Source organism: Pseudomonas sp. NFACC37-1 (genome assembly GCF_900101575.1).
Lineage (GTDB): Bacteria > Pseudomonadota > Gammaproteobacteria > Pseudomonadales > Pseudomonadaceae > Aquipseudomonas > Aquipseudomonas fluorescens_AA.
Map to the genome: position 1 here is coordinate 82342 of NZ_FMUZ01000011.1, position 23654 is coordinate 105995.

Genomic DNA, 23654 nt, shown 5'->3' on the forward strand with positions numbered 1-23654 from the left:
GTACGCCAACAATCTGAATAAGGACATTTGCCCCCCGTGGCCACTTACTCCCTCGTTATTCGGCGCTTGATGATCGTTTCGCTGACCATCGTGGTCAGCCGCGCCATCACCAGCCCTTTGCTCACGCTGTTCCTGAGCAACAAGCTGGGCCTCAACCAACAAGATGTCGGCTTACTGCTGGGCATCGCGGTGTTCATCGCCACCCTGCTGGCCCTGTACGGCGGCTACATCATCGATCGCCTGGAAAAGCGCCGGCTGCTGATCCTGGCGATGCTCTCCAGCGCCGTGGGTTTCGTCCTGCTGACCTTTGCCGAAAACCTTTACCTGACCACCCTGACCGTGGTGATCACCGAGACCGCGTCGGCCCTGTTTCTGATCGGCTCCAAAGCGATCCTCAGCGAAAACCTGCCCATCGGGCAGCGTGCCAAAGCGTTTTCCCTGCGCTACACCCTGACCAACATCGGCTACGCCACCGGCCCCATGCTCGGCGTGGTGATTGCGGGGGTCTACCCGATCGCGCCATTCCTGATCGCCGCGGGCATCGCGTTCTCCAGCACCTTTCTGATGATGGGCATCCCGGGCGATGGAACGCCGACAGCGGCCATGGGCCCACCGCCCAGTTTTCTCAAGACCCTGAAGACCCTGAAAAACGACCGCACCCTGATCATGTTCACCTGCGGCTGCCTGCTCAGCACCGTGGTGCACGGACGCTTCACGCTGTATCTGTCGCAATACCTGCTGGTCACCCACGACGCCAAGCGTGCACTGGAGATCATGGCCGCCCTGCTCGCCTGCAACGCCATCACTGTGATCCTGCTGCAATACCAGATCGGCCGGTTCCTCGATCGCGAGAAGCTGCGCTACTGGATCGCTGCGGGCACCAGCCTGTTCATGCTTGGCCTGATCGGATTCAGCCTGGCGGACGACATGCTGAGTTGGTGCGTGGCGATGTTCATTTTCACGCTCGGTGAAATGATCATCTACCCGGCCGAATTTCTCTTCGTCGATACCCTGGCCCCGGAAGAACTGCGCGGCAGCTACTACGGCGCACAAAACCTGGCCGCTCTCGGCGGCGCCCTGAGCCCGGTGATCTGCGGGTACCTGCTGATACAAACCCCGGCACCGACGATGTTCTACGTCTTGAGCGCCTTGACTGCGGTGGGTGGGCTGCTGTGTTTCATGAGCGGGCGTCGGGTGGCGATCGTGCGGAAGTGATTCATGGAACGGCATCCTTGCTGCGAGACGGCTCGGCGGCGTGATCAACGCGCCAGCTTCCGGAGCCCCGGATCCATGACTGACGATCAGGGCCGCGGCCAGTGATCAATAGTTTAGAAATCTCTGAACTATCTTTTTGCGCTTCCCTATTCTTTCCGCCAACCGCCCCTCCCTACTATTGACGGCAACAAAGGAGCCTTTCCATAGAGATGCGGCCCGAAGATTGCTTTTTCTGATTGTCACTGCCGTTCGTTGTGCGTTTCGGTTAGCGCCGCAACGTCGCCGTGCCAATCATGCAAAGGAACCTTTGGAGCAGATCGATGAAGCTGGAGATATTCCGCACGTTGTGGGGCTACACCGCGAGCAAGGCACAAGCGCTCGATGAGTTGCTTGAAGCCGGGTTCGATGGCATGGAAGCCCGCCTGCCCATGACCGCCAGCGAACGTGCCGAGTTCGCAGCCTTTCTACGCATCAACAACGTCAGCTATATCAGCACCGTCTTCAGCGCCTACGACGTTCTGCCGGAACAGTCGGCAACCGTCGACGAACACCTTCTGGACCTCGACAAGAAACTCGGCTGGGCGGCTGAGTTGGCGCCGCGTTTCGTCAATCTGCTGGCTGGCAACGACCGCTGGCCCCTGGCACAGCAAGTCGACTTCTTTGGCCGCGCGATGGACCTCGCGGGCAAGCATGGCCAGGTGTGCGCCTTTGAAACACATCGCGCTCGCTCGTTATTCAACCCCTGGGTCACCCTCGAGTTGATTCGTCAACTGCCGGACCTGCGCTTCACCAGCGACATCAGTCATTGGGTCGTCACCTGCGAGCGCCTGCTCAACGATCCGGAAGACGACCTTAGCGCCTTCGTCGAACGCGTTCACCATATTCAAGCCCGAGTCGGTTATGACCAGGGACCGCAAGTTCCCCACCCCGCCGCTCCCGAGTACAGCCAAACGCTTGCCTTCCACCAGCAACATTGGGAGGCCATCTGGCGATCCCAGGAAAAACGCGGGTATCAGGTCACCACGCTGACACCTGAGTTCGGCGCCGACGGTTATCTGCATCACCTGCCCTTCACCAACGTGCCGGTGGCTGATCTATGGTCGCTGAACGTGTGGATGGCAAACACCGAGCGCGAGCATTTTCGGCGTTTCGCCCGCACCTCAACCCGATAAGGAGTGCTCCCTCATGCCTGACAAAGCGCCCACGACTGCCAACTTCAGCCGCATTCCGGTGGTGGATATCGCCGGGCTGTACAGCGACGACCTCACCCAGCGCCAGGCAGTGGCCGAAGAACTGGGTAACGCCGCCCGCGCAGTCGGTTTCCTGTACATCAAGAACCACGGCATCGAGTCGTCACTGATCGACGGCTTGCGTCAAGCGGCGAAGGACCTGTTCGCACAATCGCTTGAATACAAAATGCAGCATTACATCGGCACTTCACGCAGCCACAAGGGTTTTGTGCCTGAAGGTGAAGAGGTCTATGCCAAAGGCAAACCCGATCACAAGGAAGCTTTCGATATCGGTTTCGAAGTGAGCGAAGACGATCCGCTGGTCATTGCCGGCACGCCATTGATCGGGGCCAACGAATGGCCAGACCTGCCGGGTTTCCGCCCCGCCGTCGAAGCTTACTACGCCGCGGTGTTTGCGTTAGGTCGTCGCTTGTTCAAGGGCTTCGCCCTCGCGTTGGGCCTGGAGGAGAACTATTTCGAGGCACTGGTGACTCGCCCACCGTCGAAGCTGCGCCTGATCCACTACCCATTTGACCTGGCGGCTCAAGACGCGCCCGGCATTGGCGCCCATACCGACTACGAATGCTTCACCATTTTGCTTGCCGACAAGCCAGGCCTTGAGGTGATGAACGATCAGGGGCAATGGATCGATGCGCCGCCCATGGACGGTACGTTTGTGGTCAACATCGGCGACATGCTGGAGGTCATGACCGCAGGTGCATTCGTCGCGACAGCTCACCGAGTGCGAACCGTCAGCGAAGAGCGCTACTCGTTCCCCCTCTTCTATGCGTGCGATTTCCATACGCAAATCAAGCCACTGCCGCAGTTTCTTGAAGGCGGTAAGGATTACGAGGAAATCACCATCGGTGAGCACATGTTTGGCCAAGCGTTGCAAACCTATCAATACCTGCGCCGCAAGGTCGAACGCGGCGAACTCAAGCTGTACGAGCGCGCGCGCAAGCCATCGAGCTTCGGTCACTTGAAGAGCCAGGCACAGGAAGCGTCCTGATGCCCCCCTCGACCTGTTCCAAAACAGCCCTGTTTCAAAACCAGTCCAATCCTACTTTTTCGACGTGGAGTCACCGATGATGCGCAACCCAATGAACATTGCTGTCCGCTTGTCCCTGCTGGCCTTCGCGTTCCTCGGTGCGACAGGAGCCCACGCAGCCACGACGGTGACACCCGGCGTCCTCAAGGTCGGCATGGAAATCACCTATCCACCCTTCGAATCATACGACGAACAAAAAAATGTCGTCGGCTCCGACCCCGAACTGGCGCGGTTACTCGCCAAACATCTGGACCTCAAGGCTGACTTCGTTGACACCAAATTTTCCAACCTGCTGCTGAGCCTGAACGCCGGTCACTATGACGCGATCATCTCGGGCATGTACATCACCCCCCAACGGCAGACTCAGGCGCAAACCATCCCATACGCCAAGACTGGCGCAGCGATCATGGTGCTGAAGGACAGCCCGCTGAAACCGAAAGTACCGGAAGACCTCTGCGGCCTGAAAGTCGGCCTGGAAAAAGGCACCACTTGGGTGACGCAATTCAACAAACTCTCGACCGATTACTGCACCCCGAACAACAAGGGCGCGATCATGGTCAGCGAATTCCCGTCCGCTCCTGAAGTGACTCAGGCGCTGCTTTCCGGCAACGTGCAGGCTCAGGTGGAGATCGACGGCGCCGCCGGCATGATCGCAGAACGCACCAAAGGCCGGGTTGTGATCAGCACCGAGCACTCGATCTATCAACAGACACTGGGTATCTACGTCAAAAAGGACAACGACGCCCTCTATCAGGCGCTGCTCAAGGCCTTTGATGCGACGAAAGCGTCGGGTGAATACGCCGCCCTGTTGAAGAAATACAACCTGGAAGAACCGACTAACTGACTCAGTGCAGCCCTGTGGGAGCGAGGCCGCTCCCACAGTCGGCGGCGTTCGCTTGACTGCCCGGCATAGGTGAAGCCTCCGTCGACGCCAGCAGTTGGAGGTACACATGCAATTTGAATGGCCCTACTTTTTTTCTCTGTTTTCGGTCTCGGACTTCTGGAAAGCCTGCATTACAGTGGTGGAACTCAGCACGCTGGCCTGGTTCATCGGCATGCTGCTGGGCTTCCTGCTGGCGTCGGCCAAGCTTTCGGCCACGCGTTGGATCAGCGTGCCGGCGTCGGTTTATATCTGGTTCTTTCGCAGCGTACCGCTGCTCGTACTGGTGGTGTTCGTCTATAACCTGCCGCAGATGTTCCCGGTCACCCGTGGCGTACTGTCCAACCCGTTCTATTCAGGCCTGTTGGCACTGGTGGTCACCGAGGCGGCGTACATGGCGGAAATTCATCGTGGCGGCTTGATATCCGTTGCCAAAGGCCAGAAAGAAGCCGGCCGTGCACTGGGCATCGGCCTGATCGGTTTGCAGCGCCTGATCGTGATCCCACAGGCGTTCCGCATTTCCCTGCCGACACTGATCAACGAATACATCACCGTGGTGAAACTGACCTCGCTGGTCTCGGTGATTTCCTTGACCGAACTGCTGACCGTGGGCCAGCGCCTTTACGCGCAAAACTTCCTGGTCATGGAAACCCTGTCGGCCGTGGCGGTGTATTACGTGCTGATCGTGACCGTGCTCGGCTGGCTGTTTCATTGGCTGGAGCAACACCTGGAGCTCAACAACCGCAAACCACAAACGCTGGATGACATCAGTCTGCGGCGTCTACGCGCGTCACGGTCGGCGCCCGCTTCGGCAGACGCTCGTACAGCGCCGGGGCCTGGCTCGGCACCCGCCCTGCAACTGGTGAACATTCACAAGCGCTACGGCCAGCACGCCGTGCTCAAGGGCATCAACCTTGATGTCAACGTGGGCCAGGTGATTTCCATTATCGGTCCGTCGGGATCGGGAAAAACCTCGCTGATTCGGACCGTCAACGCCTTGGAAAGCATCGACCAGGGCGAGATCATTCTATTCGGCGAAAGTTATATCCACGCCGGTGACAACACCAACACGCAACAAGTACGCCATGGGGTGCAGCGTATCGGCATGGTGTTTCAGAGCTTCAACCTGTTTCCCCATCGCACCATTCTCGACAACGTCACCCTCGCGCCGCGCTATCATGGCCGCGACAAGTCCATCAGCGAGCAGCGCGCCTACGCTCTGCTGGACAAGGTCGGGCTGCTGGCGCATGCGCAAAAGTATCCGCATCAGTTGTCGGGCGGTCAGCAACAACGCGTGGCAATCGCCCGCGCATTGGCGATGGATCCCCACATCATGCTGTTCGATGAGCCTACTTCAGCCCTTGACCCGGAACTGGTCGGCGATGTGCTCAAGGTGATCAGCGACCTGGCAAAAGAAGGCATGACCATGTTGATCGTGACCCATGAAATGGACTTCGCCATGTCAATTTCCGACAGGGTGGTTTTCATGGAGGACGGCCTGGTCAAACTGGATGCGGCGCCTGGGATGATCCGAGCTGATCAGTGCGGCGAGAGAATCAGAAAATTCATGAGGGTTTGAACGCGGTGTGATTGGGTCCTGACACTCGCGGTGGGATATCCGTCAAGCACGCTGGTTCCCACCCACGTTATGCGTTGCGGAGCTGCTGGCGATTCATTCTGATGGGGATTCATCAAGATCGTCGTCAAGGCTCGCAATGCAGGCGTCGAGCAATTCGTGCAATACAGCCACGCGCTCCACGCCGAGTAGACCATTGAGTGCTCGCTGTGCCTCCTTCCACGCCCGCTGGCCTTCGGCTTGCTTTACGCGTCCAGCCTCGGTCGCTTCGACAAGGCGACTGCGGGCATCGCCTCCTGCACCAATTTCCAGCCACCCCTGAGCGGTCAGGGACTGCATGTTTCGAGTCAAGGTCGAATTATCCATCTGCATTTGCCTGGCCAGATCACTCGGCCGAATAGGCCCCAGCCTGACGACATGGGACAACAATGCGTACTGCGTGTTCTTCAGGCCGGACTCGGCGACGTAGCGGTCGTAGTGACGCGTCACCATGCGATTGAGCTGGCGGAGCTTCAGGTTGGTGCAGCCCTGTGGCTTGATAGTATTTTTCATGGAGCCTATTGTACCTGCAATATTTGCATATACAATTTTATTTGCACCGACACTATCTGAAAAGATCGTTCCGACTTGATCAATGGTGAAAACATGAAATATGCACCCTTCGGCAAAACAGGACTGAGTGTGTCCCAGGTCGTGCTTGGGACGGGCAACTTTGGCACAGGCTGGGGCTACGGTGCGGATCCCGATGTCAGCACGGCAATCTTCAACGCCTACGCGGAGGCCGGCGGCAACTTCATCGATGGGGCCGATATCTACCAGTTCGGAGAGTCCGAGGAGCTGCTCGGTACCCTGCTGAAGGGCCGACGCGAGCGTTTCGTCCTGGCGACCAAGTACACCCAAGGCGCGCAGCCAAATGCCGATCGCCTCGTCACTGGCAATAGTCGTAAAGCCATGGTGGCCTCGGTAGAGGCGAGCCTGAAGCGACTCAAAACCGATCGCATCGATCTCTACTGGGTGCATTGGCCGGATAATGTCACGCCCATCGAAGAAATTGTCCGTGGGTTCGAAGATCTCGCCCGCGCCGGTAAGATTCTTTATGCCGGCCTCTCCAACTTTCCTGCTTGGCGGCTATCGCGAGCAGTCACCCTCGCCGAACTCACCCACTCGGTGCCGATCGCCGCGGCGCAATTCGAGCATAGCCTGGTCCACCGCGAACCCGAGATTGATCTGTTCCCGGCTTCGCATGCGTTGGGATTGGGTATCGTCACTTGGTCGCCACTCGGCGGAGGCATGCTGACCGGTAAGTACCGCAAGGGCGAGAAAGGACGCGCCGAGGGCCTCGGTGGCAAGGTGTTCCAAGCAGAGAATAGCGAGCAGCGTACACAGGTCCTCGACGCGGTCATCGCCATCGCCAACGAACTGGGCGTCAGCCCCGGTCAGGTCGCCATCGCCTGGTCCGGCACGCACGGGTCGTTGCCCATCATCGGCCCGCGCTCGCTTGAGCAATTGACCGACAACCTCGCAGCCCTGTCGGTCGAACTGTCAGCCGAGCAGATTCATCGACTCGACACCGTTAGCAGCTTGTCTCCTTCGATGCCAGCAAGGACAGCGACCCCTTGGGCTTGCGGAGCAGCGCAGATCGTGGCTTGAACGTGGGTGGGTGATGCAAGCCGACGACAAGAAGGCCAGGCTCAACTGTATGCATCACCTACCCGCCCCCCTTTATCGCCTGACATGTTCCTGTCAGCCTCCCGTCACCCTGACGTCAGATCGTTGCGCCTAAAGTAACGCCAGGATTGCTCCCGCGGCGCCAGCGCGAACCTGCGGGAGCAAGCCTGCTCGCTCCCGCAGGAACTTGGCTTAACCAGAGATTTTGCACCCGAGGTTGCCTTTTGCTGGAGCTCTTGTCATCAGCCGGAAGGAGAAACGCAGATGAACCACCCTGACGGGCACGACAGCGCGCTTGATCAATTCATCTGGCCATCGCCAGACGGTATCCTGGACCGCAAAGACCTGTTGCTTCGCCTGCGCGCCGAACAGCAATTCATGGCCGCACAGGACCCTGCATGCAGGCTCGATCAACAAGACTACCTGCTTTCCCTGATCGATTCGGTATCAACACGGGCCGACGGCGCCGTGCAACGCTCAGGTTTCGATGCCCGGCGAATGCGTAGCGTCATCACCGAAGCGGCCACGCGAAGCCATTGGGGCAAGCCTTCAGACGGACGCCGAACCCAGGGCATCGCCGCACACTGCGATGCGCAGACTTGCATGGCCGCGGTACTCGATGTCGAGCTGAGCGACGAGGGCCGCTTGATTGTGCATGACACGGTGTTTGTCGCTGACCTGGGCGCTGTAGAAAACCCCGGTCGCCTACGCGCCCAGCTTGAAGGCGCGTGCCTGATGGGGGTCGCATTCGTGGCATCTGCTGAATTTGGTGTGACAGCGGCTGATCTGTGCCCGACGATCGCCCAACGACCCCGCTGGCCACTCGTCTCATGGCTGCCAGGGCACATCGCCGTACACTTGATCAACCCAACGGGTGCGCTCCAGGCCTGCCAGCCCAGCCAGCTGAGCTACGTACCCATCGTCCGGGCCTTGTGCAATGCGATTCGCAAAGCCTCGGACAAGCGTACCAGCGATTTGCCGTGCAAAAGCCAGTCGCTCGAAAGAATGGGCGGACGTTGAATCACTGACGGGCTTCAAATCAAACCCAGCGTCAGGGCTTTTAGCGTCGCCGCCGCACGGGGGGCGCATTGCCATTTGGCAATTCGATAGCCACAAAAGCGGGGTAAAGTATTTATTCCAAATGAGTGAGGTTTCGTGCCATGCCTTCAACTCCCTGCATCCCCAGCATCCGTGGGCAACGCGGCGCGGACCTGCTCGTAGAAGTACTGCGCAGCGAAGGCGTTCGCCATGTCTTCGGCAATCCGGGCACAACGGAGCTGCCTTTGCTCGATGCGCTCTCGGGTGTCTGCGACATTCACTACGTGCTCGGCCTCCAGGAGGCCTCCGTCGTGGCGATGGCCGACGGTTATGCCCAGGCATCCGGCCGCCCCGGTTTCGTGAACCTTCATACAGCAGGAGGCCTTGGCAATGCGATGGGCGCCATCCTGAACGCGAAGATGGCGAACACGCCGATGGTGATCACCGCGGGCCAACAGGATACCCGCCATGGCGTGACCGACCCGCTGCTTCATGGTGATCTGGTCAGCCTGGCCCGTCCGAGCGTCAAATGGGCGGAGGAAATCCAGCACCCCGAACATATCCCGATGCTGCTGCGTCGCGCTCTTCAGGACTGCCGCACAGGGCCGACCGGCCCGGTTTTCCTTTCGCTGCCGATCAACGTGATGGAGCAGCACACCGATGCCGATGCTGGCCAGCCGTCGCGAATCGAACGAAGTGCGGTGACCGCGGCGATTGACCCGCTGGCTGACGCCTTGGCGACGGTTACCCCCGGCCGCCTGGCGATTATCGTCGGGGAGGAGGTCTTCCAGTCGAATGCGCAAGTGGAAGCGGTGAGACTCGCCGAAGCACTCGGAGCGCCGGTCTTCGGGCCATCCTGGCCCGGGCATATCCCCTTCCCCACCGCTCATCCTCAATGGCGCGGAGCCTTGTCGCCCAAAGCTGCCGATATCCGCGAAACGTTCGCTGACTTCGATGCGGTCTTGCTTCTCGGCGGCCATTCGCTGATCAGTTACCAATACTCGCAAGGCCCGGCGATCCCCTCTCATTGCCGTCTCATTCAATTGACCGGCGATGGCCACCAACTGGGCAGAGTGCATGGAACGGCACTGGGATTGATAGGCGACATAAAACTGTCCTTGCAGTTGTTGCTGCCGTTATTGGATCAGGCACTGGCCCCACACCGCCAGGCAATCGCGACGCTGCGAAATGTCGCTGCGCACGAGCGCAGTACCCGCCGAATCGAAGTGGCCGAGCGCGCGAAGCGCGAATTCCATACGCCCGTGACAACGCCTTTCGTTGCGGCCCATGAAGCGGTCCGGGCAATCGGCCCTGACGTGTGGATCGTCGACGAAGCGCCGGTCACCATCGCTCATGTGCGTGCGTGCCTGGATTCGCATTCGGCCCGCCAGTACCTGTTTACGCGGAGCGCCATCCTCGGCTGGGGCATGCCGGCGGCTGTCGGTACATCCCTTGGCCTGGACCGCACCCCGGTGGTCTGCCTGGTCGGCGATGGCTCGGCGATGTATTCACCCCAAGCGCTTTGGACAGCGGCACACGAGCGTTTGCCCGTCACCTTTGTGGTCATGAACAATGGCGAATACAACATCCTGAAAAACTACGCGCGTAGCCAGGCGCACTACCGAAGTGCCGGTACGAACCAGTTCATCGGCATGGACATCCGGAACCCGGCCATCGACTTCCAGGCCCTCGCCTCCTCCCTGGGGGTTGCTTCGCGCAGGGTCGAGCGCGCCAGCGATATAGCTGAAGCGGTCGAGGATGGCATTCGCTCAGGCCGCCCCAACCTCATCGAATTGCCGATCATGGCTTGAAGCTAACGGGCCTTTCGAAAACTGAGTTGCACTGGCTAATGTGGCCCAAAGCATCGGTAAGCAAGCCAAAGTTCGCAAAGTGTTTGGCATCGGTTGATCTTGATTAGGTTGAAGAGATGCAATTACTCCCCAACCTGTGGACGTTCGATCTACCAAGCTTCGTGGTTGCCTTGGTCAGCACAAGAGCTGTAGCTTCAATCTTCAGTTAGCGAGGATATGTAATTGAACGACTCTGAACATCTGAAACAACTGTGCGCCCGTTTCAACTCTGGAGAATGTCTGAGCTTTACGTTTTTCTGGGGGCACCAGCGCAGTAAAACTGGCGTCACGGCTTCGTGCTTCAGCCAATGGTTCGAGGCCGGGTTCATTGTCGACGGGCAACATTACCCGACAGCCGAACACTACATGATGGCCGAGAAAGCGGCCTTGTTCGACGATCAGGATATTCGTGCGCAGGTGCTCCACGCTCCGACTCCAAATGCCGCCAAAGCGCTTGGCCGCAACGTGCGCGGATTCAATGATAAGGTTTGGCTGCAACACCGATACGACATCGTCGTTCGAGCGAACCAGGCCAAGTTCTCCCAGAATCCGCAGTTGAACGAATATCTTCTACAAACCGGTTCGCGGGTTATTGTCGAAGCCAGCCCGGTTGATAACATCTGGGGAATAGGGCTCGCACAGGACAGCGCGGATGCGAACAATCCGAATCTCTGGAAAGGCTTGAATCTGCTGGGATTTGCGCTGATGCAGGTGCGGGACGGGACTGGTATGCCGGCCCAAGGTAGGTCCTGACCTTACTCACGAAAAACGCAAAAGCTTTGGCGAACGCCAGGGCTTGCATGAGACCTTATCAAGACAACGCGTCAATCAACAAAAGCTGATTCGCCGGAATTGTCGTCGGCACCTTCGAGCGGCTGCTTCTTGCCCAGAGTGTGTAAAAACGCTAAATCGGGTTTTCTATAACGACGCGAGAAACCGCGCTCAGGTTTTGTCGTTGCTCAGCCGGGTCTGCTCGATGATGTTTGGTACAACACGTTTCAAGGCCTGGGCCAGCGCGCAGAACTTAAAATCCGATGGCGAAATGGCCGAAAACTGACAATCTCAAAACAGCCCTGAATCGGCCAGGCGAAGAATTTGCTTAGAATAGACGTCCTCCCTCTCGTAGGTCCCCATGGCATGCATTTGATCTGCGAAGTTGAAGAAATCTTTGAAGTAAATGGTGTCGGTTGTGTGATTTGCCCTGGCATCCCACATGACTTTCCGCACCCGATACATTCGAGCGAAGCGCTCGTTATTGAAACACCAACGGGGGGCAGAATCGAAACCACCTTACAGAATCTGATGTTTATTCGTGGAGGCAGGCAACGTCTACACGATCCGTTCACCATAGCGAGTAACGTTCGGAAAGTAGATATACCGTTGGGTAGCCTCGTGTTTCTTCTTCGTGGCTCCTGCGAAACAGAGTGAATATCCCTTTCACCAAATTTGCGTAGCCCCTGGCGGGCTCAGGTATGAGGCCACTGTATTTGTTCGGTGAGCCACTGCAGGGCTAGACTGGCGCTAGCCCAGTCTCTACGCCGGTCAACCAATGCCTCTCCTTCCGCCAGATACCGCCGAACAGACAACGTTGACCCTCGAAGTGGTGCTGCGTTACCACATGGCGTGGAAACGCCGTGACTTGGAGGCGATTCTCGCGATGTATCACCCGCACGTGCAGTACAACGATTTTTTCCAGAACCGCAGCATGGGCCTGACCGAGTTGCGCGCTTACATCACCAGCACGCTGCCGCGTCATCCCGACGAGTATCTTGAACACAACGACCGCATCCGTGCAGATGGCTGTACCGCATTCATCCAGTACCAGACCGCGCTGAAAGGCAGTGGCGAGCGGGTGGTTTTTCGCACCAGTGAAGCCATCACGGTATGTGATGGCCTGATCCTTCGTATAAACGAATATGCCTCACTGGTGCGCGACAGCGAGCCTCAGACTGGGCGCCACGCGCCCGCCATCAGTAAACTGGGGCTCTCGGCGCGTCAGCTGACTTTCATGGCGCGAGACTTGGCCGACTATTTTACGCGCCAGCAGCCATTCCTCGACCCGGATCTGGACCTTGCACGGATTGCCAGCGCCACCGGGTACAGTCGCAATCAGCTGTCTTACCTGCTGAATCAAGTGCTGGGACAAAGCTTCTATCGCTACGTGACCCAAGCCCGGTTGACCTACCTGCTTGAGCGCCTGCCCAATCACGGTGAAAACGCGCCCATCGATGCCCTTGCGGCGAGTGCCGGATTCAATTCCACTTCGGCGTTCTACAAGGCCTTCCGCAGTCATACCGGTTGCACACCCAAGGCGTGGTTGAAAGCCAATTGCGCGCGTGCCCGCAGATAACACAGCCCCCGTCGCAGCGCATTAATCTCTGTCGGCAATCAACCGATGGAGCATGGGATGTCTGGCTGGGGTGGTGTGAGTTTGTGGATGGAGCAACTCGGCGAGGCGCTGACGCCGCGCCCGGCGTTGTATCAGGATCTGCAAGCAGACGTCGTGATTATCGGCGCCGGTTACAGTGGCCTCTGGGCGGCCTATTACCTTAAACAGCAAGCACCGCACCTGAACATCGTCATCGTTGAAGCACAGATTGCCGGCTTCGGCGCCTCCGGTCGCAATGGCGGCTGGTTGATGGGCAACCTGCTGGGCGAAGACCGGCTCCTGGGCCCACTACCTGCCGCGCAACGTCACGCAGGCTACCAACTGCTGCATGCAATCCCCGACGAGGTGGCGCGAGTGTGCCACCTCGAAGGCATCGATTGCGAACTGCGCAAAGGCGGCGTGCTGTACTGCGCGGCGCGTTATCCCGAGCAAGAACGGCGCCTGCGCGAACAACTCGATGCTGTCCGTGCGCAAGGCCTGGGTGAAGACGACTACCGCTGGTTGAGCCCCCAGGCCTTGCATGAACAGTTGAATGTGGCCCAGGCGTACGGCGCCCTGTACTCACCTCACTGCGCGACCATCCAGCCTGCACGGTTGGTACGAGGGCTGGCCGAAGCCGTCGAACGGATGGGTGTGCGCATTTACGAGCAAAGCCCGGTGCTCGACTGGAAGCCAGGCCAGGTCCGAACCGAGCACGGTCGGGTGAGCGCCGATTGGGTGGTGCCGGCGGTCGAAGGTTATGCCAGCACCCTGCCCCCGTTGAACAAGCATCAACTGGCCGCGCAAAGCCTGATCGTCGCGACTGAGCCACTCCCGGCCGATGTATGGGCCGAAATCGGCCTGACCCGCGGCCAGGCTTTCAGTGAAAACAGCCGACAAGTCACCTACGGCCAGCGCAGCCGAGACGATCGCCTGGTGTTTGGCGCCCGCGGTGGATATCGCTTTGGCGGTCGCCTGCGCAGTGACTTCAACCTCACTCAGGCCGAACGAGCATTGCGGCAACACCTGTTCAGTGAACTCTTTCCGATCTTGCGCAATGTGCGCCTGACCCATGCCTGGGGCGGCAATCTGGGGATTGCCCGGTCCTTTCACCCGCACATGCTCACCGACCGTCGCCAGCGGCTCGCGCTGGCGGGTGGCTACGGAGGTGAAGGTGTAGGCGCCAGCAATCTGGGCGGCCGAACCGTGGCGGCGTTGATTCTTGGCCAAGACAACGAACTGACTCGCCAACCCTGGGTGCTGGATGACCGCCCCCTGGCCTCGTTGCCACGATGGGAGCCCGAGCCTCTGCGCTGGCTGGGTTACAACGCCATTATCCAGAGCTTCGTTCACGAGGATCAGGTATTGGCCAACCTCCATGCGCCACACTGGCGTCGCCGGATGGCTGAAGGCCTGGCCGGTTGCATGGAACGTCTGATGAAGTCCAAGGAGCCGTTTGCATGAAGATCGATCATTTTCGCGACACCGCCCGTTTGCCTCTCGGCGAGCCTGGCGCCGTTGGTGTACCGCTGGGCGAGCCGCTTTCACAGGTTGCCACGGCATGCGTCGAACGCGACGACGGCGTCGAGGCCGGCGTGTGGGAATGCACTCCCGGCCGCTGGCGGCGCCAGATCGTGCAACAGGAGTTCTGCCATTTCATTCAGGGGCGTTGCACCTTCACCCCGGACGGTGGTGAGGCCCTACATATCCAGGCCGGCGACGCGTTGATGTTCCCTGCGAACACGACGGGAATCTGGGATGTACAAGAAACCGTTCGCAAGAGCTACGTACTGATTTTCTGAACTGCCTTCATCCATAACGCCTAGAACAAAGGTTGAGGTCTCGCATGTTGAAGTCGATCTTTCCGTTACTGTTGATCGCGTCTACCGCTCAGGCAGCAGACACCGTCAGGATCTACAACTGGAGCAGCTACATCGCTCCAGATACCCTGCAAAACTTTACCACCCAGACCGGGCACCAGACTCAATATGACCTGTACGACAGCAACGAGGTGCTCGACGCCAAGCTGATGGCCGGCCACTCAGGGTATGACGTGGTGTTTCCGTCCAACCACTTCATGGCCCGGCAGATCACGGCCGGCGCACTCAAACCGCTGGACCGCGGCAAACTCCCGAACTGGCACAACCTCAACCCGACGCTGATGAAGGTTCTGGAGGCCAATGACCCTGGTAACCGCTACGGCTTTCCCTACCTGTGGGGCAGGACCGGCATCGGCTACAACGTAGCCAAGGTCAAGGCGGTCCTGGGCGATGTACCGATAGACTCGTGGGACATTGTGTTCAAGACGGAAAACATGAAGAAACTCGCCCGATGCGGCGTGGCTATGCTCGACAATGGTCCCGAGATCCTCCCCATCGCCTTGAACTACCTTGGCCTGCCGCATCACAGCAAGGACAAGGCCGACTATGAGAAGGCCCAGGCCTTGCTACTCAAGGTGCGCCCCTATGTGAGTTACTTCCACAACTCCAAGTACACCAGCGACCTTGCGACGGGGGACGTGTGTCTGGTCGTGGGGTTTTCCGGCGATGTGATGCAGGCCGCAGCGCGAGCCAATGAGGCCGGGAACGGCCAGCAGATTGCTTACGCCATCCCCAAGGAAGGCTCACCGATGTGGTTCGACATGGTCGCCATGCCCGCCGATGCGCCAAATGAAGGCGCCGGCTACGAATTTCTCAACTACCTGCTGGACCCCAAGGTGATGGCTGGCATCAGCAATCATGTGCACTATGCCAACGGCAACACCGCCGCCGAGGGGCTGGTCGACAAGGCCATCCGCAACGACCCGATGGTGTACCCGCCTGACAGCGTGATGAAAAAACTCTTTGTACTGGAGGCCATGCCATTGGAGAACGACCGGCTGCGCACGCGGGTCTGGAGCCGGATTAAAAGCGGGCAATGAAACCTGTCGCCGATGAAGCAGACACCCGGATCATCGGCGACATCTCCAGGGTCTCATCAGCCCTCTCGCGCATCGGGCAAGCGCAAGCGATCTATTTCGTCAAAGAGATTACAAAAGACGTCCACCAGGGAGGGATCGAACTGGGTACCGGCTTGATCGGTGATGAAACGCCTCGAACGCTCGACATCCCAAGCCTGTTTGTAGGCTCGCGGCATTCTTATGGCGTCATACACATCGCATATCGACACAATCCTTGCCGATAACGGAATCTCCTTACCTCGCAATCCCTTGGGATAACCGGTGCCGTCCCAACGTTCGTGATGCGCCAGGGCAATTTCCGCTGCCAAATCCGTCAAAGGGGAACCGTCCGGGTCATGCAGGATTTCATAACCGATACGGGCATGTTCCTGCATGATCTCTCTTTCCTGCGGTGTCAACGCGCCAGGTTTTTGCAGAATCGCGTCCTCAATGCCGATTTTTCCAATATCGTGCATCGGAGCCGCCATCTTCATGAGGTCGCACCATTGAGAGGGCATGCCGATCGCCTTGGCCAACATCGCAGCGGACTCGCCAATACGAACAATATGATGCCCCGTGTCATCGTCGCGATAGCTGGCCGCTCGACTCAAGCTGCTGCCGATCGCCTTGTAGCTGGAAGCCAGTTGGGCCGTGCGTAGCTCGACTTTGCGCTCAAGCTCAACGTTAACGTCGCGCAGCTGCTTCGCCGCCTGCGCCAGCTCCAGGCAATTGCGTACTCTGAGCAGCACCTCAGGCAGGTCAATGGGTTTGGAGATGAAGTCGTTAGCGCCCTTCTCCAGCCCTTTTCGTCTGCTCTGCTGGTCATTCAACGCCGTTACGATGATGACCGGTGACTCAGTGCGGTCTCGTTTATTGAGCCGATCAAGGATCTCGAAGCCATCGGGCGCGGGCATATCCAGGTCCAGCAACACCAGGTCCCAGGCGTTCGAAAGCAACCAATCCAGTCCTTGGACCGAGTCGCTGAAGGTCGTGATGTTGCGCAGGCCTACGGCTCGCAAGCATGAATCCAGAAGCCGGAGATTGGTGGGCACATCGTCGATAATGACAATCCTGCTTTCAGCATTTACTTTGGCGAACATGCATCTGCCCTCTTCGTGGCGAGCGTCAATACCAGATGGCGAATACTCTGCCTCTCCAAGGGAGAAGCCACGATGGCCTGGCACTCCAGTTGGCTGATCGAAGCGTGATCAGCGGCCGCACGAACCACGATGATCGACAGGGCAGTTTCTGCGATCCTCGTGCGCAAACCGCGGAAAAAAGTCTCCAGCACAGGCACACGGTCCGTGGTGGCGACGATCAATACGCTGATTGCCGTGGCATCAAGCACAACGCTGGCCTCGGGCAACGTGTTGACCCATTGCAACTCGAAATCACCGGCCAGTGCCTCCCGGACCACCTCATCATCCTTGGGGTTGCTGCTTACCAACAGGACGCGCGGCAACGCTATCGTCGACAGGTTGGACTCCCTCCCGGGTGCGGGAAAAGCCGACGAGTACATGTCGATCCAGAAAGTCGACCCCACATTGACGTGGCTTTCAAAGCCCATGCTGCCGTGCATCAGAAGTGCCAGGTCCCGACACAGCGCCAAGCCAATACCCGTGCCCTGGATGGAAGAGTTCTCTTTACCCAAGCGCTGGAAGGGCCTGAACAGCTCGTCCTGCAAAGCCGGGGGAATGCCCACACCGGTATCCGTCACATAAAGACGCAGCCGGGCTCCCCCCTCGACAACCATGGCCCCCAGGGTAATGTCACCACCGGGTCGGTTGTATTTGATTGCATTGGATAACAGATTGATCAGGACTTGCTTGAGGCGACGCTTGTCCGCCCAGACATGCCATGTATCCAGAGGAGCGGTGGTGTGCAAGATCTGGCCCTGCGCTGCGATCTGCTGGCGAACCATGTCAGCGCAGTTGGATAACAGGCTCGCCACGTGCACCGGCTTGAGATCCAGCAGGGGTCTCTCAGCCTGCAAACTGGAGAGTTCGAGCAGATCGTCCATCAACTGCATGAGGTGCTCGCTGGCCTCGATGATTTCCTGCAGGTTGGCCGTTTGCTGCGATGCGTCGTCAGGCGGCTGCATGAGTCCCAATTGAGCAAACCCGTAAATGGCATTCAATGGCGTTCGCAACTCATGACTCATGCTGGAGATGAACTTGGATTTGGCTGTACTGGCGGCCTCTGCCTCCAGGGTTTTCTCCCGCAGATCCAACTGGGTCTGCTTGAGCGTCGTGATGTCGACACACGCCACGACCACGACACTGGCATCCTCAAGCCGCGAGGGTTCCAGCATGCGCCCCCGGCAAAGGATCCAGATCAACTTGCCATGCACGTCCCGGATCCGGAACTCCGCTTCCGGCGCCACGCTGGCAGTGCCCCTGGCCTCCTCCAGAAACCGCATGAAGGTCTGCCTGTCTTCAATGGGTATGTTCTCCAGCAGTGTCGCCATCGGCACTTCATTGGCGGCAAAGCCGAAACGCTGGCACAGGGCGCCCTTGAGAATAAAACGCTGTCGCTGGGGGTAATACTCCCAGAGCCCTTCGGCAAAACTCTCCATGACCAACTCGAGACGCTGCTGTGTGGAACTGCGGACAAACTCGGCCTGGGCCAACTGCCTGCCCATTCCCAGTGCCTGGTTGGACATTGACCAGAGTTCGGAGATATCGGAGGGGCTCTCCGCCGGTTGCCAGTTACCCCGGCCAATCTCTCGCATCATTCGTGAAACCCCCTGCACCGGCGCGCTCAATTGGCGACTGAGGTCACGTGTCCGCCACCACATGAAGGCAAAGAACAAGGCGTAGAACAGGACCAGCCCCGCGACCAACAAATAACCCACATCGCGGTAATGACTGGCGAGCAGATTGGTTTCCTGCATGACCGCCGCTTCGTCCACCACCGCCAGCAAGAACCACCCGGTGGAGGGAATCACATTCCAGGCGACCAGATGAGGCCGTCCATTCAACGTCAGGGCAACAATGCCCCCCGGATGGCCCGGTAAGTTCTGATTGAGGCTGGCGAGGTCCGGATGACGGGTAAGATTTAAATCCGGGGACTGCAGACGCTCGTGATCAACAGGCTCTGCGGCGGGCTGGTTCTCGACTCGCAGGGAGAAGTCACGTTGGCCCGCCTTGGGTACGGCCATGACATCGAGCTTGTCATTGACCAGCATCAGGTAGCCATCCCACGGCATCTGCAACTGCTCTATTCGCTTCAAGATGCCGTCGACCGTGACATCAACTCCGGCGACACCCTCGAGAAAGTCGCCCTTATAGACCGGCGCAATGGCAGACATCATCCACCCCTGGCCGGCGGGGTCCAGGTAGACATCCGTCCAGACTACTTTTTTATCAGGATTGTGCTGTGCATCGGCCAGGTAGTAGAAGTTGTATTGGGTGATGTCCATATCATGGGGGTATTGCTCGAGCGTATTGAACCAGGGGTAAATCCGGTTGTAGCTGTCCCAACTGTTGAAATAGATACTGGCAATCAGAGGATCCCCGTCCTTCAACTGCTTCATCATGAAATCCTGATTGGCCAGCAGGGATACCTTGTAGAGATCCTGATCTTGCGGCGCAGTGATATTCGAATAAAACGAGGCGGATGCTCCATCGTTTGCTGCGCTGTAACGAACACCGTCGGCACTTAATGATAGCGATGCTGCCACGAGGTGCTGTTTCTCGGTGAGTTCATGCTCCGTGGATTTGGCATAAAGATCGATCGCCTTGTGGATCTGCTCAAGTTGTCCCTGCACCAGCAATGCATTCTGCTGAACCGAAGCCTGAATGTCTCGTGTTGCACTTTGATGCAGGTACTCGATCTGAGAACTTCGAATGGACTGGTTGGTGATGAAATAAGTGGTGATCAGCACACCCTCCACCAAAACAAGCGGCAAGAGGCTGGTACTGGCGAATGCTCGCCAGATCCATCTGCGCAAACTCACCCTCTTCTTCTTTGAAGTTGTTTGCATAAGCACGCTCGTTGCGTTGGCGGCACAAACGATATCACAATGATATCATTGTGAGCCCATCCTCGGTTTCTGTCCAACGGGACTCTTTTCTATCGTCCCCCGTCTACACGACCTTGCAGGTCCCCCCAGCATCGATCAAAAGCGTGTGGGCAGCCTTATGACCATAGTCGAACACTCGATTTCGGCCTCAAGACTTAAGCTATGCTCAAAAACAGTGATCAGAGGATGGGGCGAATGGATTCAGCCATAGCGGTAGCAACACCGTTCACGCAGGATGCGGATGACGTGGGTGTCGTGTTGCTGGATGCCCAGGGAACGTTGCTCATCATGGATGACTGCGCCAGTCGGCTACTGGGGCTGAGCGAAAGCGTCGCCGCCCTTGTTCCCTCGCCTGCATTGTTTTCTCTCAAGCCTCTGACTTTTGAAAAACACCTGACCCATGCGCGACTCAAAGGGAACTGGCATTTTCAAAGTGCGTCGGCGAACGGCGACACGCTGAAAGTGACACTCGACTACAGGGCACAACAATCCACATTCCTGGTGAAGATCCGCCGCGCCGAACGCATCCACCTTGCCGAACAGGATTATCGCCTGGCGTTCGATTCTGCCGGCACAGGCCTGGCCTTATTGCGAATGAGCGGTGAATGGATCGCGGCCAATCAAATGCTGTGTCAGATGCTTGGCTACACCGAAGAAGAACTTCGCGCCACGTCTTTCCAGCGTTTGACGCATCCGGACGACACCGATATCAGTAAGGATGAATTGCACAGACTCATCCTGGGACACCGTACGAGCCTGACGCTGGAAAAACGCTACATCCGCAAGGACGGCAGCACGCTGTGGGCACGCCTGACCCTGGGCATCGCCCGTAACGCTGATGCAGAAGCGCTTTACTTCGTATCGCAGCTGGAAGACATCAGTGAACATCTCGCCTTGCGCCAGGCATTGTTCAATAACGAACAGAAGTACCTCTCACTGGCCAAAAGCTCACAAAACATCATCCTTCGCTACAACCGGCTAGGACAGCAAATCTATGCCAATCCCGAGCTTGAGCGCGCCCGGGGTTTTCCCAACACTCACATCACCGAACGCGCCTCGACGCACAATCCGCTGGACGAATATTTTCGCACGCAAGTAGAACTCACGCTTTCAACCGGCGTAGCCCATACGTTCCTGCTGGAAAACAAGGACTCGCACTCACGTCGCTCCGTGGATTTCCTCTGCAACCTGACGCCGGAGCATGACGAAACAGGCGAGCTGTGCGGGGTACTGGTCACAGCCCAGGATATCAGTGCGTTGCGCCGACAGGAGCGGGCCGAGAACGCGCGCTCCGCCATTTTTCAAAAGATGGTCACTCACGACACACTCCGGGAGGTGCTGCCACTGCTCGGTGCCTACCTGGATATTCTGACGCCCGGGCTTCACAACGCCATGGCGTTCAAGGCTGTGCCTGGCGACGAATCCCTTCGCGCCCCTCCTACGGACACGTCCTCGATTACAACCTGCCTGGCCGAAGATCTTGATCGACAGCCCGAGCGGTTCGAGCACCATCACTTCATCGCGGATTTGAAAAGCGACGCCGCGGGCCTCGCGTTCAGCCAGCCCGCCTTGCAGGCAGGCTATCGAGGTTGTTGGGTAGAACCGGTGGTCAATAAGACCGGTGTCGCGATGGGGGCCATCCTGTTGTTCGTCGGTGGGGACGCCCAACTGAGCGAGCAGGATCGCAAGCATGCACAAATGGCCAGTCATATCGGTGCCATCGCCTGGGAGCGCTGCTCGGCCCATAGCCACCTGGCGCAAAGCGAACGCCGTTACCGCGAAGTCTTCGACCATTCGCAAGACATGCTTTGCCTGCTCGCCGTGGAAGCCGACCAGCAACTCAGTTGCCTGGAGGCCAATCCAAAGCTGTGCGACATGCTCGCCAAAAGTCACTCGGACATGATCGGCCAATCGTTGGGCCAGTGCCTGGAAAAAGAAGCCGCCAGTATTGTCGAGGCGATCTGCCTGCACTGCATCGCCGTGGGAGCCCCCATCGAACTGGATGCACATCTGCCCTGCGGTCAACGCTCACTCGTTGTCCATTTCAACCTGATACCCGTAGCCGACTCAAACGGGCGCTTGCATCGCCTGGTGTGCATTGCTCGCAACATTACCGACATCCTGGAGGCCCAGCGCAACGAACTGGCCCGGCAGCAGGAAATCGGCACACTGGTTGAAAACTCTCCAGACGGTATTGCACGACTGAGTCGAACGGCAGAGCTGCTGTTCGTCAATCCGGCATTGGAAGCCTGGCTGGATCGCCCGCAAATCGATTTACTGCACAAGGACCTGCTCGAGATTCTGCCGAAAAACCTGCAGAGCCAATTATTCCATGCAGCCGTCATAGAAGCGGTGGAAAAAGGCCAGCCTCTGGAGCATGAATATGTGCTCACCGAGCAACATCGATTGCAACGCGTCTATCACATCAGTCTCGTTCCCGAGCAGAACATCCAGGGGAAAATCGCCACCGTTCTGGCTGTCGTTCGCGACATATCGCAGTTGCGCCTGGCTGAACTGCGCCTGGCTTCGCTCAACAAGCAACTGCGCCAATTGATGTCCAGTCGAGAAAGTGCGCGGGAAGAGGAACGCAAGCTCATTGCGCAGGAGATCCACGATGAGCTCGGACAACATCTGACCGCCATACGCATGGGCACTTCGCTGCTGCGCTTTCAGTACGGCGAACAACTGCCCCAGCTCAGCGAACAGGTGGCACGCCTGCTGCAACTGATCGACCAAACGGTGCAGGTGGTCAGGAACATTTCCACCAGCCTGCGCCCCTCCATCCTCAACATGGGTATCGCCGCGTCACTGGAATGGCTGACCGACACGTTCAAGCAGCAACAAGGCATCGACTGCAACCTGCAGATCCACCCGCAGAAAATCCATTTGGACGATGCCAGCGCAACCGCTGCATTCAGGATCGCCCAGGAGTCGCTGACCAACATCGCCCGGCACGCCGAAGCCACTCGGGTCGATATCACGTTTGAGCAAGGCGAGAACGGCTGGACACTGGAAATCATCGACAATGGCAAAGGCTTCGAGCAACGCGAGCAATCGTCCAGGACCCTCGGCTTGCTGGGAATGCGCGAACGAGGCCTGACCTTGGGGGGAACCACCACCATAACCAGCACCCCGGGCAGCGGCACGACTGTCCAATTACGTGTACCCGCTTCAAGGAGTCAAGACTCATGATCCGTTTAATGGTGGCCGACGATCACACGATCATGCGCGAAGGCCTCAAGCAGTTGTTCGCGCTGGTCAAGGATATTTCCGTGGTGGCAGAAGCGGAGAACGGGGCCCAGGTCCTGGAGTTGTTGCGCCATACCGATATCGACGTGCTGCTGCTCGACATGACCATGCCTGGTTCGAGTGGCGAAGACCTGATCGGCCGTATCCACGCCCATTACCCCAAGCTGCCGATGCTCATTCTGAGCATGCACAATGAAGCCCACATCGCCCAGCGAGCCCTACGCGCCGGCGCTTCAGGCTACATGACCAAGGACCGCGACCCGGAGGCGCTGCTGGCGGCGATCCGCAAGGTGAGCACCGGTGCACGCTACCTCGACCCACAACTGGCCGAACAAATCGCACTGCAAAGCAGCGGTGTGACGCCCGAGAACGCCTCGCAGAGCCTGACCTCCCGTGAATTCCAGATCCTGCGCATGCTGGCCCAAGGGCTGAGCGTCAACCAGATCGCCGAACAACTGGTGATCAGCAACAAGACCGTCAGCACGCACAAGACTCGGCTGATGGAAAAGATGTGCTTTGCCACCAGTACCGACCTGGTGCGCTACGCCTTGAATGAAGGGCTGGTCTGAAG

18 protein-coding genes are annotated in these 23654 nt (G+C 58.4%); 15 read left to right on the forward strand and 3 right to left on the reverse strand.

The window, feature by feature from the left end; all coding sequences use genetic code 11:
• Positions 1 to 36: 36 nt before the first annotated feature.
• The 5 genes from BLP82_RS14405 (at position 37) to BLP82_RS14425 (ending at position 5951) form a co-directional block, all read left to right on the forward strand.
• Positions 37 to 1215 (forward strand): MFS transporter, encoded by a 1179-nt coding sequence (locus tag BLP82_RS14405; RefSeq protein WP_092168941.1) that lies wholly within the window; start codon positions 37 to 39, stop codon positions 1213 to 1215.
• Between the two features lie 320 nt (positions 1216 to 1535).
• Complete coding sequence (locus BLP82_RS14410) at positions 1536 to 2387, forward strand: sugar phosphate isomerase/epimerase family protein (protein ID WP_092168944.1); 852 nt, start codon at positions 1536 to 1538, stop codon at positions 2385 to 2387.
• Between the two features lie 13 nt (positions 2388 to 2400).
• Entirely contained in the window at positions 2401 to 3453 is a 1053-nt protein-coding gene (locus BLP82_RS14415; protein ID WP_092168947.1) for an isopenicillin N synthase family dioxygenase, read from the forward strand.
• 79 nt (positions 3454 to 3532) lie between these two features.
• A complete protein-coding gene (locus tag BLP82_RS14420) occupies positions 3533 to 4336 on the forward strand; it encodes an ABC transporter substrate-binding protein (protein WP_092169092.1) in 804 nt (267 codons plus the stop codon).
• Positions 4337 to 4442: 106 nt separating this feature from the next.
• Positions 4443 to 5951, forward strand: a complete 1509-nt coding sequence (locus tag BLP82_RS14425) for an amino acid ABC transporter permease/ATP-binding protein (protein ID WP_092168950.1) — start codon at positions 4443 to 4445, stop codon at positions 5949 to 5951.
• A 93-nt stretch (positions 5952 to 6044) separates the two neighbouring features.
• Here BLP82_RS14425 and BLP82_RS14430 read toward each other — a convergent pair whose 3' ends face one another.
• Complete coding sequence (locus tag BLP82_RS14430; protein ID WP_092168953.1) at positions 6045 to 6500, reverse strand: MarR family winged helix-turn-helix transcriptional regulator; 456 nt, start codon at positions 6498 to 6500, stop codon at positions 6045 to 6047.
• A gap of 93 nt (positions 6501 to 6593) precedes the next feature.
• Between BLP82_RS14430 and BLP82_RS14435 the strand changes: the two genes are divergently transcribed.
• The 8 genes from BLP82_RS14435 to BLP82_RS14470 all read left to right on the forward strand — a co-directional run bounded on the left by BLP82_RS14435 (position 6594) and on the right by BLP82_RS14470 (position 15792).
• Entirely contained in the window at positions 6594 to 7598 is a 1005-nt protein-coding gene (locus tag BLP82_RS14435; protein ID WP_092169095.1) for an aldo/keto reductase, read from the forward strand.
• 282 nt (positions 7599 to 7880) lie between these two features.
• Positions 7881 to 8636, forward strand: a complete 756-nt coding sequence (locus BLP82_RS14440) for an aldehyde dehydrogenase (protein WP_092168956.1) — start codon at positions 7881 to 7883, stop codon at positions 8634 to 8636.
• A 140-nt stretch (positions 8637 to 8776) separates the two neighbouring features.
• Positions 8777 to 10465, forward strand: a complete 1689-nt coding sequence (locus BLP82_RS14445; protein WP_092168959.1) for a thiamine pyrophosphate-binding protein — start codon at positions 8777 to 8779, stop codon at positions 10463 to 10465.
• A gap of 222 nt (positions 10466 to 10687) precedes the next feature.
• Positions 10688 to 11257: an NADAR family protein gene (locus BLP82_RS14450; protein ID WP_092168962.1), complete on the forward strand. Its 570-nt coding sequence runs from the start codon at positions 10688 to 10690 to the stop codon at positions 11255 to 11257.
• Between the two features lie 796 nt (positions 11258 to 12053).
• A complete protein-coding gene (locus BLP82_RS14455) occupies positions 12054 to 12854 on the forward strand; it encodes a helix-turn-helix domain-containing protein (protein ID WP_092168965.1) in 801 nt (266 codons plus the stop codon).
• 57 nt (positions 12855 to 12911) lie between these two features.
• Positions 12912 to 14336, forward strand: a complete 1425-nt coding sequence (locus BLP82_RS14460) for an NAD(P)/FAD-dependent oxidoreductase (protein ID WP_092168968.1) — start codon at positions 12912 to 12914, stop codon at positions 14334 to 14336.
• Positions 14333 to 14674, forward strand: coding sequence for a cupin domain-containing protein (locus BLP82_RS14465; protein ID WP_092168971.1), 342 nt, complete (start codon positions 14333 to 14335; stop codon positions 14672 to 14674). The genes BLP82_RS14460 and BLP82_RS14465 overlap by 4 nt, the downstream gene beginning before the upstream one ends.
• 44 nt (positions 14675 to 14718) lie before the next feature.
• Positions 14719 to 15792 carry a polyamine ABC transporter substrate-binding protein gene (locus BLP82_RS14470; RefSeq protein ID WP_092168974.1) on the forward strand — a complete coding sequence of 358 codons (1074 nt, stop codon included), beginning with the start codon at positions 14719 to 14721 and terminating at the stop codon, positions 15790 to 15792.
• Positions 15793 to 15848: 56 nt separating this feature from the next.
• Here the strand turns inward: BLP82_RS14470 and BLP82_RS14475 are convergent, their stop codons facing one another.
• Both BLP82_RS14475 and BLP82_RS14480 read right to left on the reverse strand, forming a co-directional pair.
• Positions 15849 to 16910 (reverse strand): HD-GYP domain-containing protein, encoded by a 1062-nt coding sequence (locus BLP82_RS14475; protein WP_092168977.1) that lies wholly within the window; start codon positions 16908 to 16910, stop codon positions 15849 to 15851.
• On the reverse strand, positions 16895 to 19795 hold the full coding sequence (locus BLP82_RS14480) for a sensor histidine kinase (protein WP_092168980.1): 2901 nt from the start codon (positions 19793 to 19795) through the stop codon (positions 16895 to 16897). Before BLP82_RS14480 ends, BLP82_RS14475 begins: the two co-directional genes overlap by 16 nt.
• A gap of 234 nt (positions 19796 to 20029) precedes the next feature.
• Here BLP82_RS14480 and BLP82_RS14485 point away from each other — a divergent pair, with 234 nt between their 5' ends.
• Together BLP82_RS14485 and BLP82_RS14490 are read left to right on the forward strand one after the other, a co-directional pair.
• Positions 20030 to 23026, forward strand: coding sequence for a sensor histidine kinase (locus BLP82_RS14485; RefSeq protein WP_092168983.1), 2997 nt, complete (start codon positions 20030 to 20032; stop codon positions 23024 to 23026).
• Positions 23023 to 23652: a response regulator gene (locus tag BLP82_RS14490; protein ID WP_092168985.1), complete on the forward strand. Its 630-nt coding sequence runs from the start codon at positions 23023 to 23025 to the stop codon at positions 23650 to 23652. The genes BLP82_RS14485 and BLP82_RS14490 overlap by 4 nt, the downstream gene beginning before the upstream one ends.
• The last annotated feature ends 2 nt before the right edge of the window (positions 23653 to 23654 follow it).

What these genes read in the sequence shown, in the direction of transcription:
- BLP82_RS14410 (WP_092168944.1), top strand. Translation starts at nt 1,536, where the DNA reads ATGAAGCTGGAGATATTCCGCACGTTGTGGGGCTACACCGCGAGCAAG.
- BLP82_RS14490 (WP_092168985.1), top strand. Translation starts at nt 23,023, where the DNA reads ATGATCCGTTTAATGGTGGCCGACGATCACACGATCATGCGCGAAGGC.
- BLP82_RS14440 (WP_092168956.1), top strand. Translation starts at nt 7,881, where the DNA reads ATGAACCACCCTGACGGGCACGACAGCGCGCTTGATCAATTCATCTGG.
- BLP82_RS14455 (WP_092168965.1), top strand. Translation starts at nt 12,054, where the DNA reads ATGCCTCTCCTTCCGCCAGATACCGCCGAACAGACAACGTTGACCCTC.
- BLP82_RS14465 (WP_092168971.1), top strand. Translation starts at nt 14,333, where the DNA reads ATGAAGATCGATCATTTTCGCGACACCGCCCGTTTGCCTCTCGGCGAG.
- BLP82_RS14470 (WP_092168974.1), top strand. Translation starts at nt 14,719, where the DNA reads ATGTTGAAGTCGATCTTTCCGTTACTGTTGATCGCGTCTACCGCTCAG.
- BLP82_RS14460 (WP_092168968.1), top strand. Translation starts at nt 12,912, where the DNA reads ATGTCTGGCTGGGGTGGTGTGAGTTTGTGGATGGAGCAACTCGGCGAG.
- BLP82_RS14435 (WP_092169095.1), top strand. Translation starts at nt 6,594, where the DNA reads ATGAAATATGCACCCTTCGGCAAAACAGGACTGAGTGTGTCCCAGGTC.
- BLP82_RS14415 (WP_092168947.1), top strand. Translation starts at nt 2,401, where the DNA reads ATGCCTGACAAAGCGCCCACGACTGCCAACTTCAGCCGCATTCCGGTG.
- BLP82_RS14420 (WP_092169092.1), top strand. Translation starts at nt 3,533, where the DNA reads ATGCGCAACCCAATGAACATTGCTGTCCGCTTGTCCCTGCTGGCCTTC.
- BLP82_RS14485 (WP_092168983.1), top strand. Translation starts at nt 20,030, where the DNA reads ATGGATTCAGCCATAGCGGTAGCAACACCGTTCACGCAGGATGCGGAT.
- BLP82_RS14445 (WP_092168959.1), top strand. Translation starts at nt 8,777, where the DNA reads ATGCCTTCAACTCCCTGCATCCCCAGCATCCGTGGGCAACGCGGCGCG.
- BLP82_RS14430 (WP_092168953.1), bottom strand. Translation starts at nt 6,500, where the DNA reads ATGAAAAATACTATCAAGCCACAGGGCTGCACCAACCTGAAGCTCCGC.
- BLP82_RS14475 (WP_092168977.1), bottom strand. Translation starts at nt 16,910, where the DNA reads ATGTTCGCCAAAGTAAATGCTGAAAGCAGGATTGTCATTATCGACGAT.
- BLP82_RS14425 (WP_092168950.1), top strand. Translation starts at nt 4,443, where the DNA reads ATGCAATTTGAATGGCCCTACTTTTTTTCTCTGTTTTCGGTCTCGGAC.
- BLP82_RS14480 (WP_092168980.1), bottom strand. Translation starts at nt 19,795, where the DNA reads ATGCAAACAACTTCAAAGAAGAAGAGGGTGAGTTTGCGCAGATGGATC.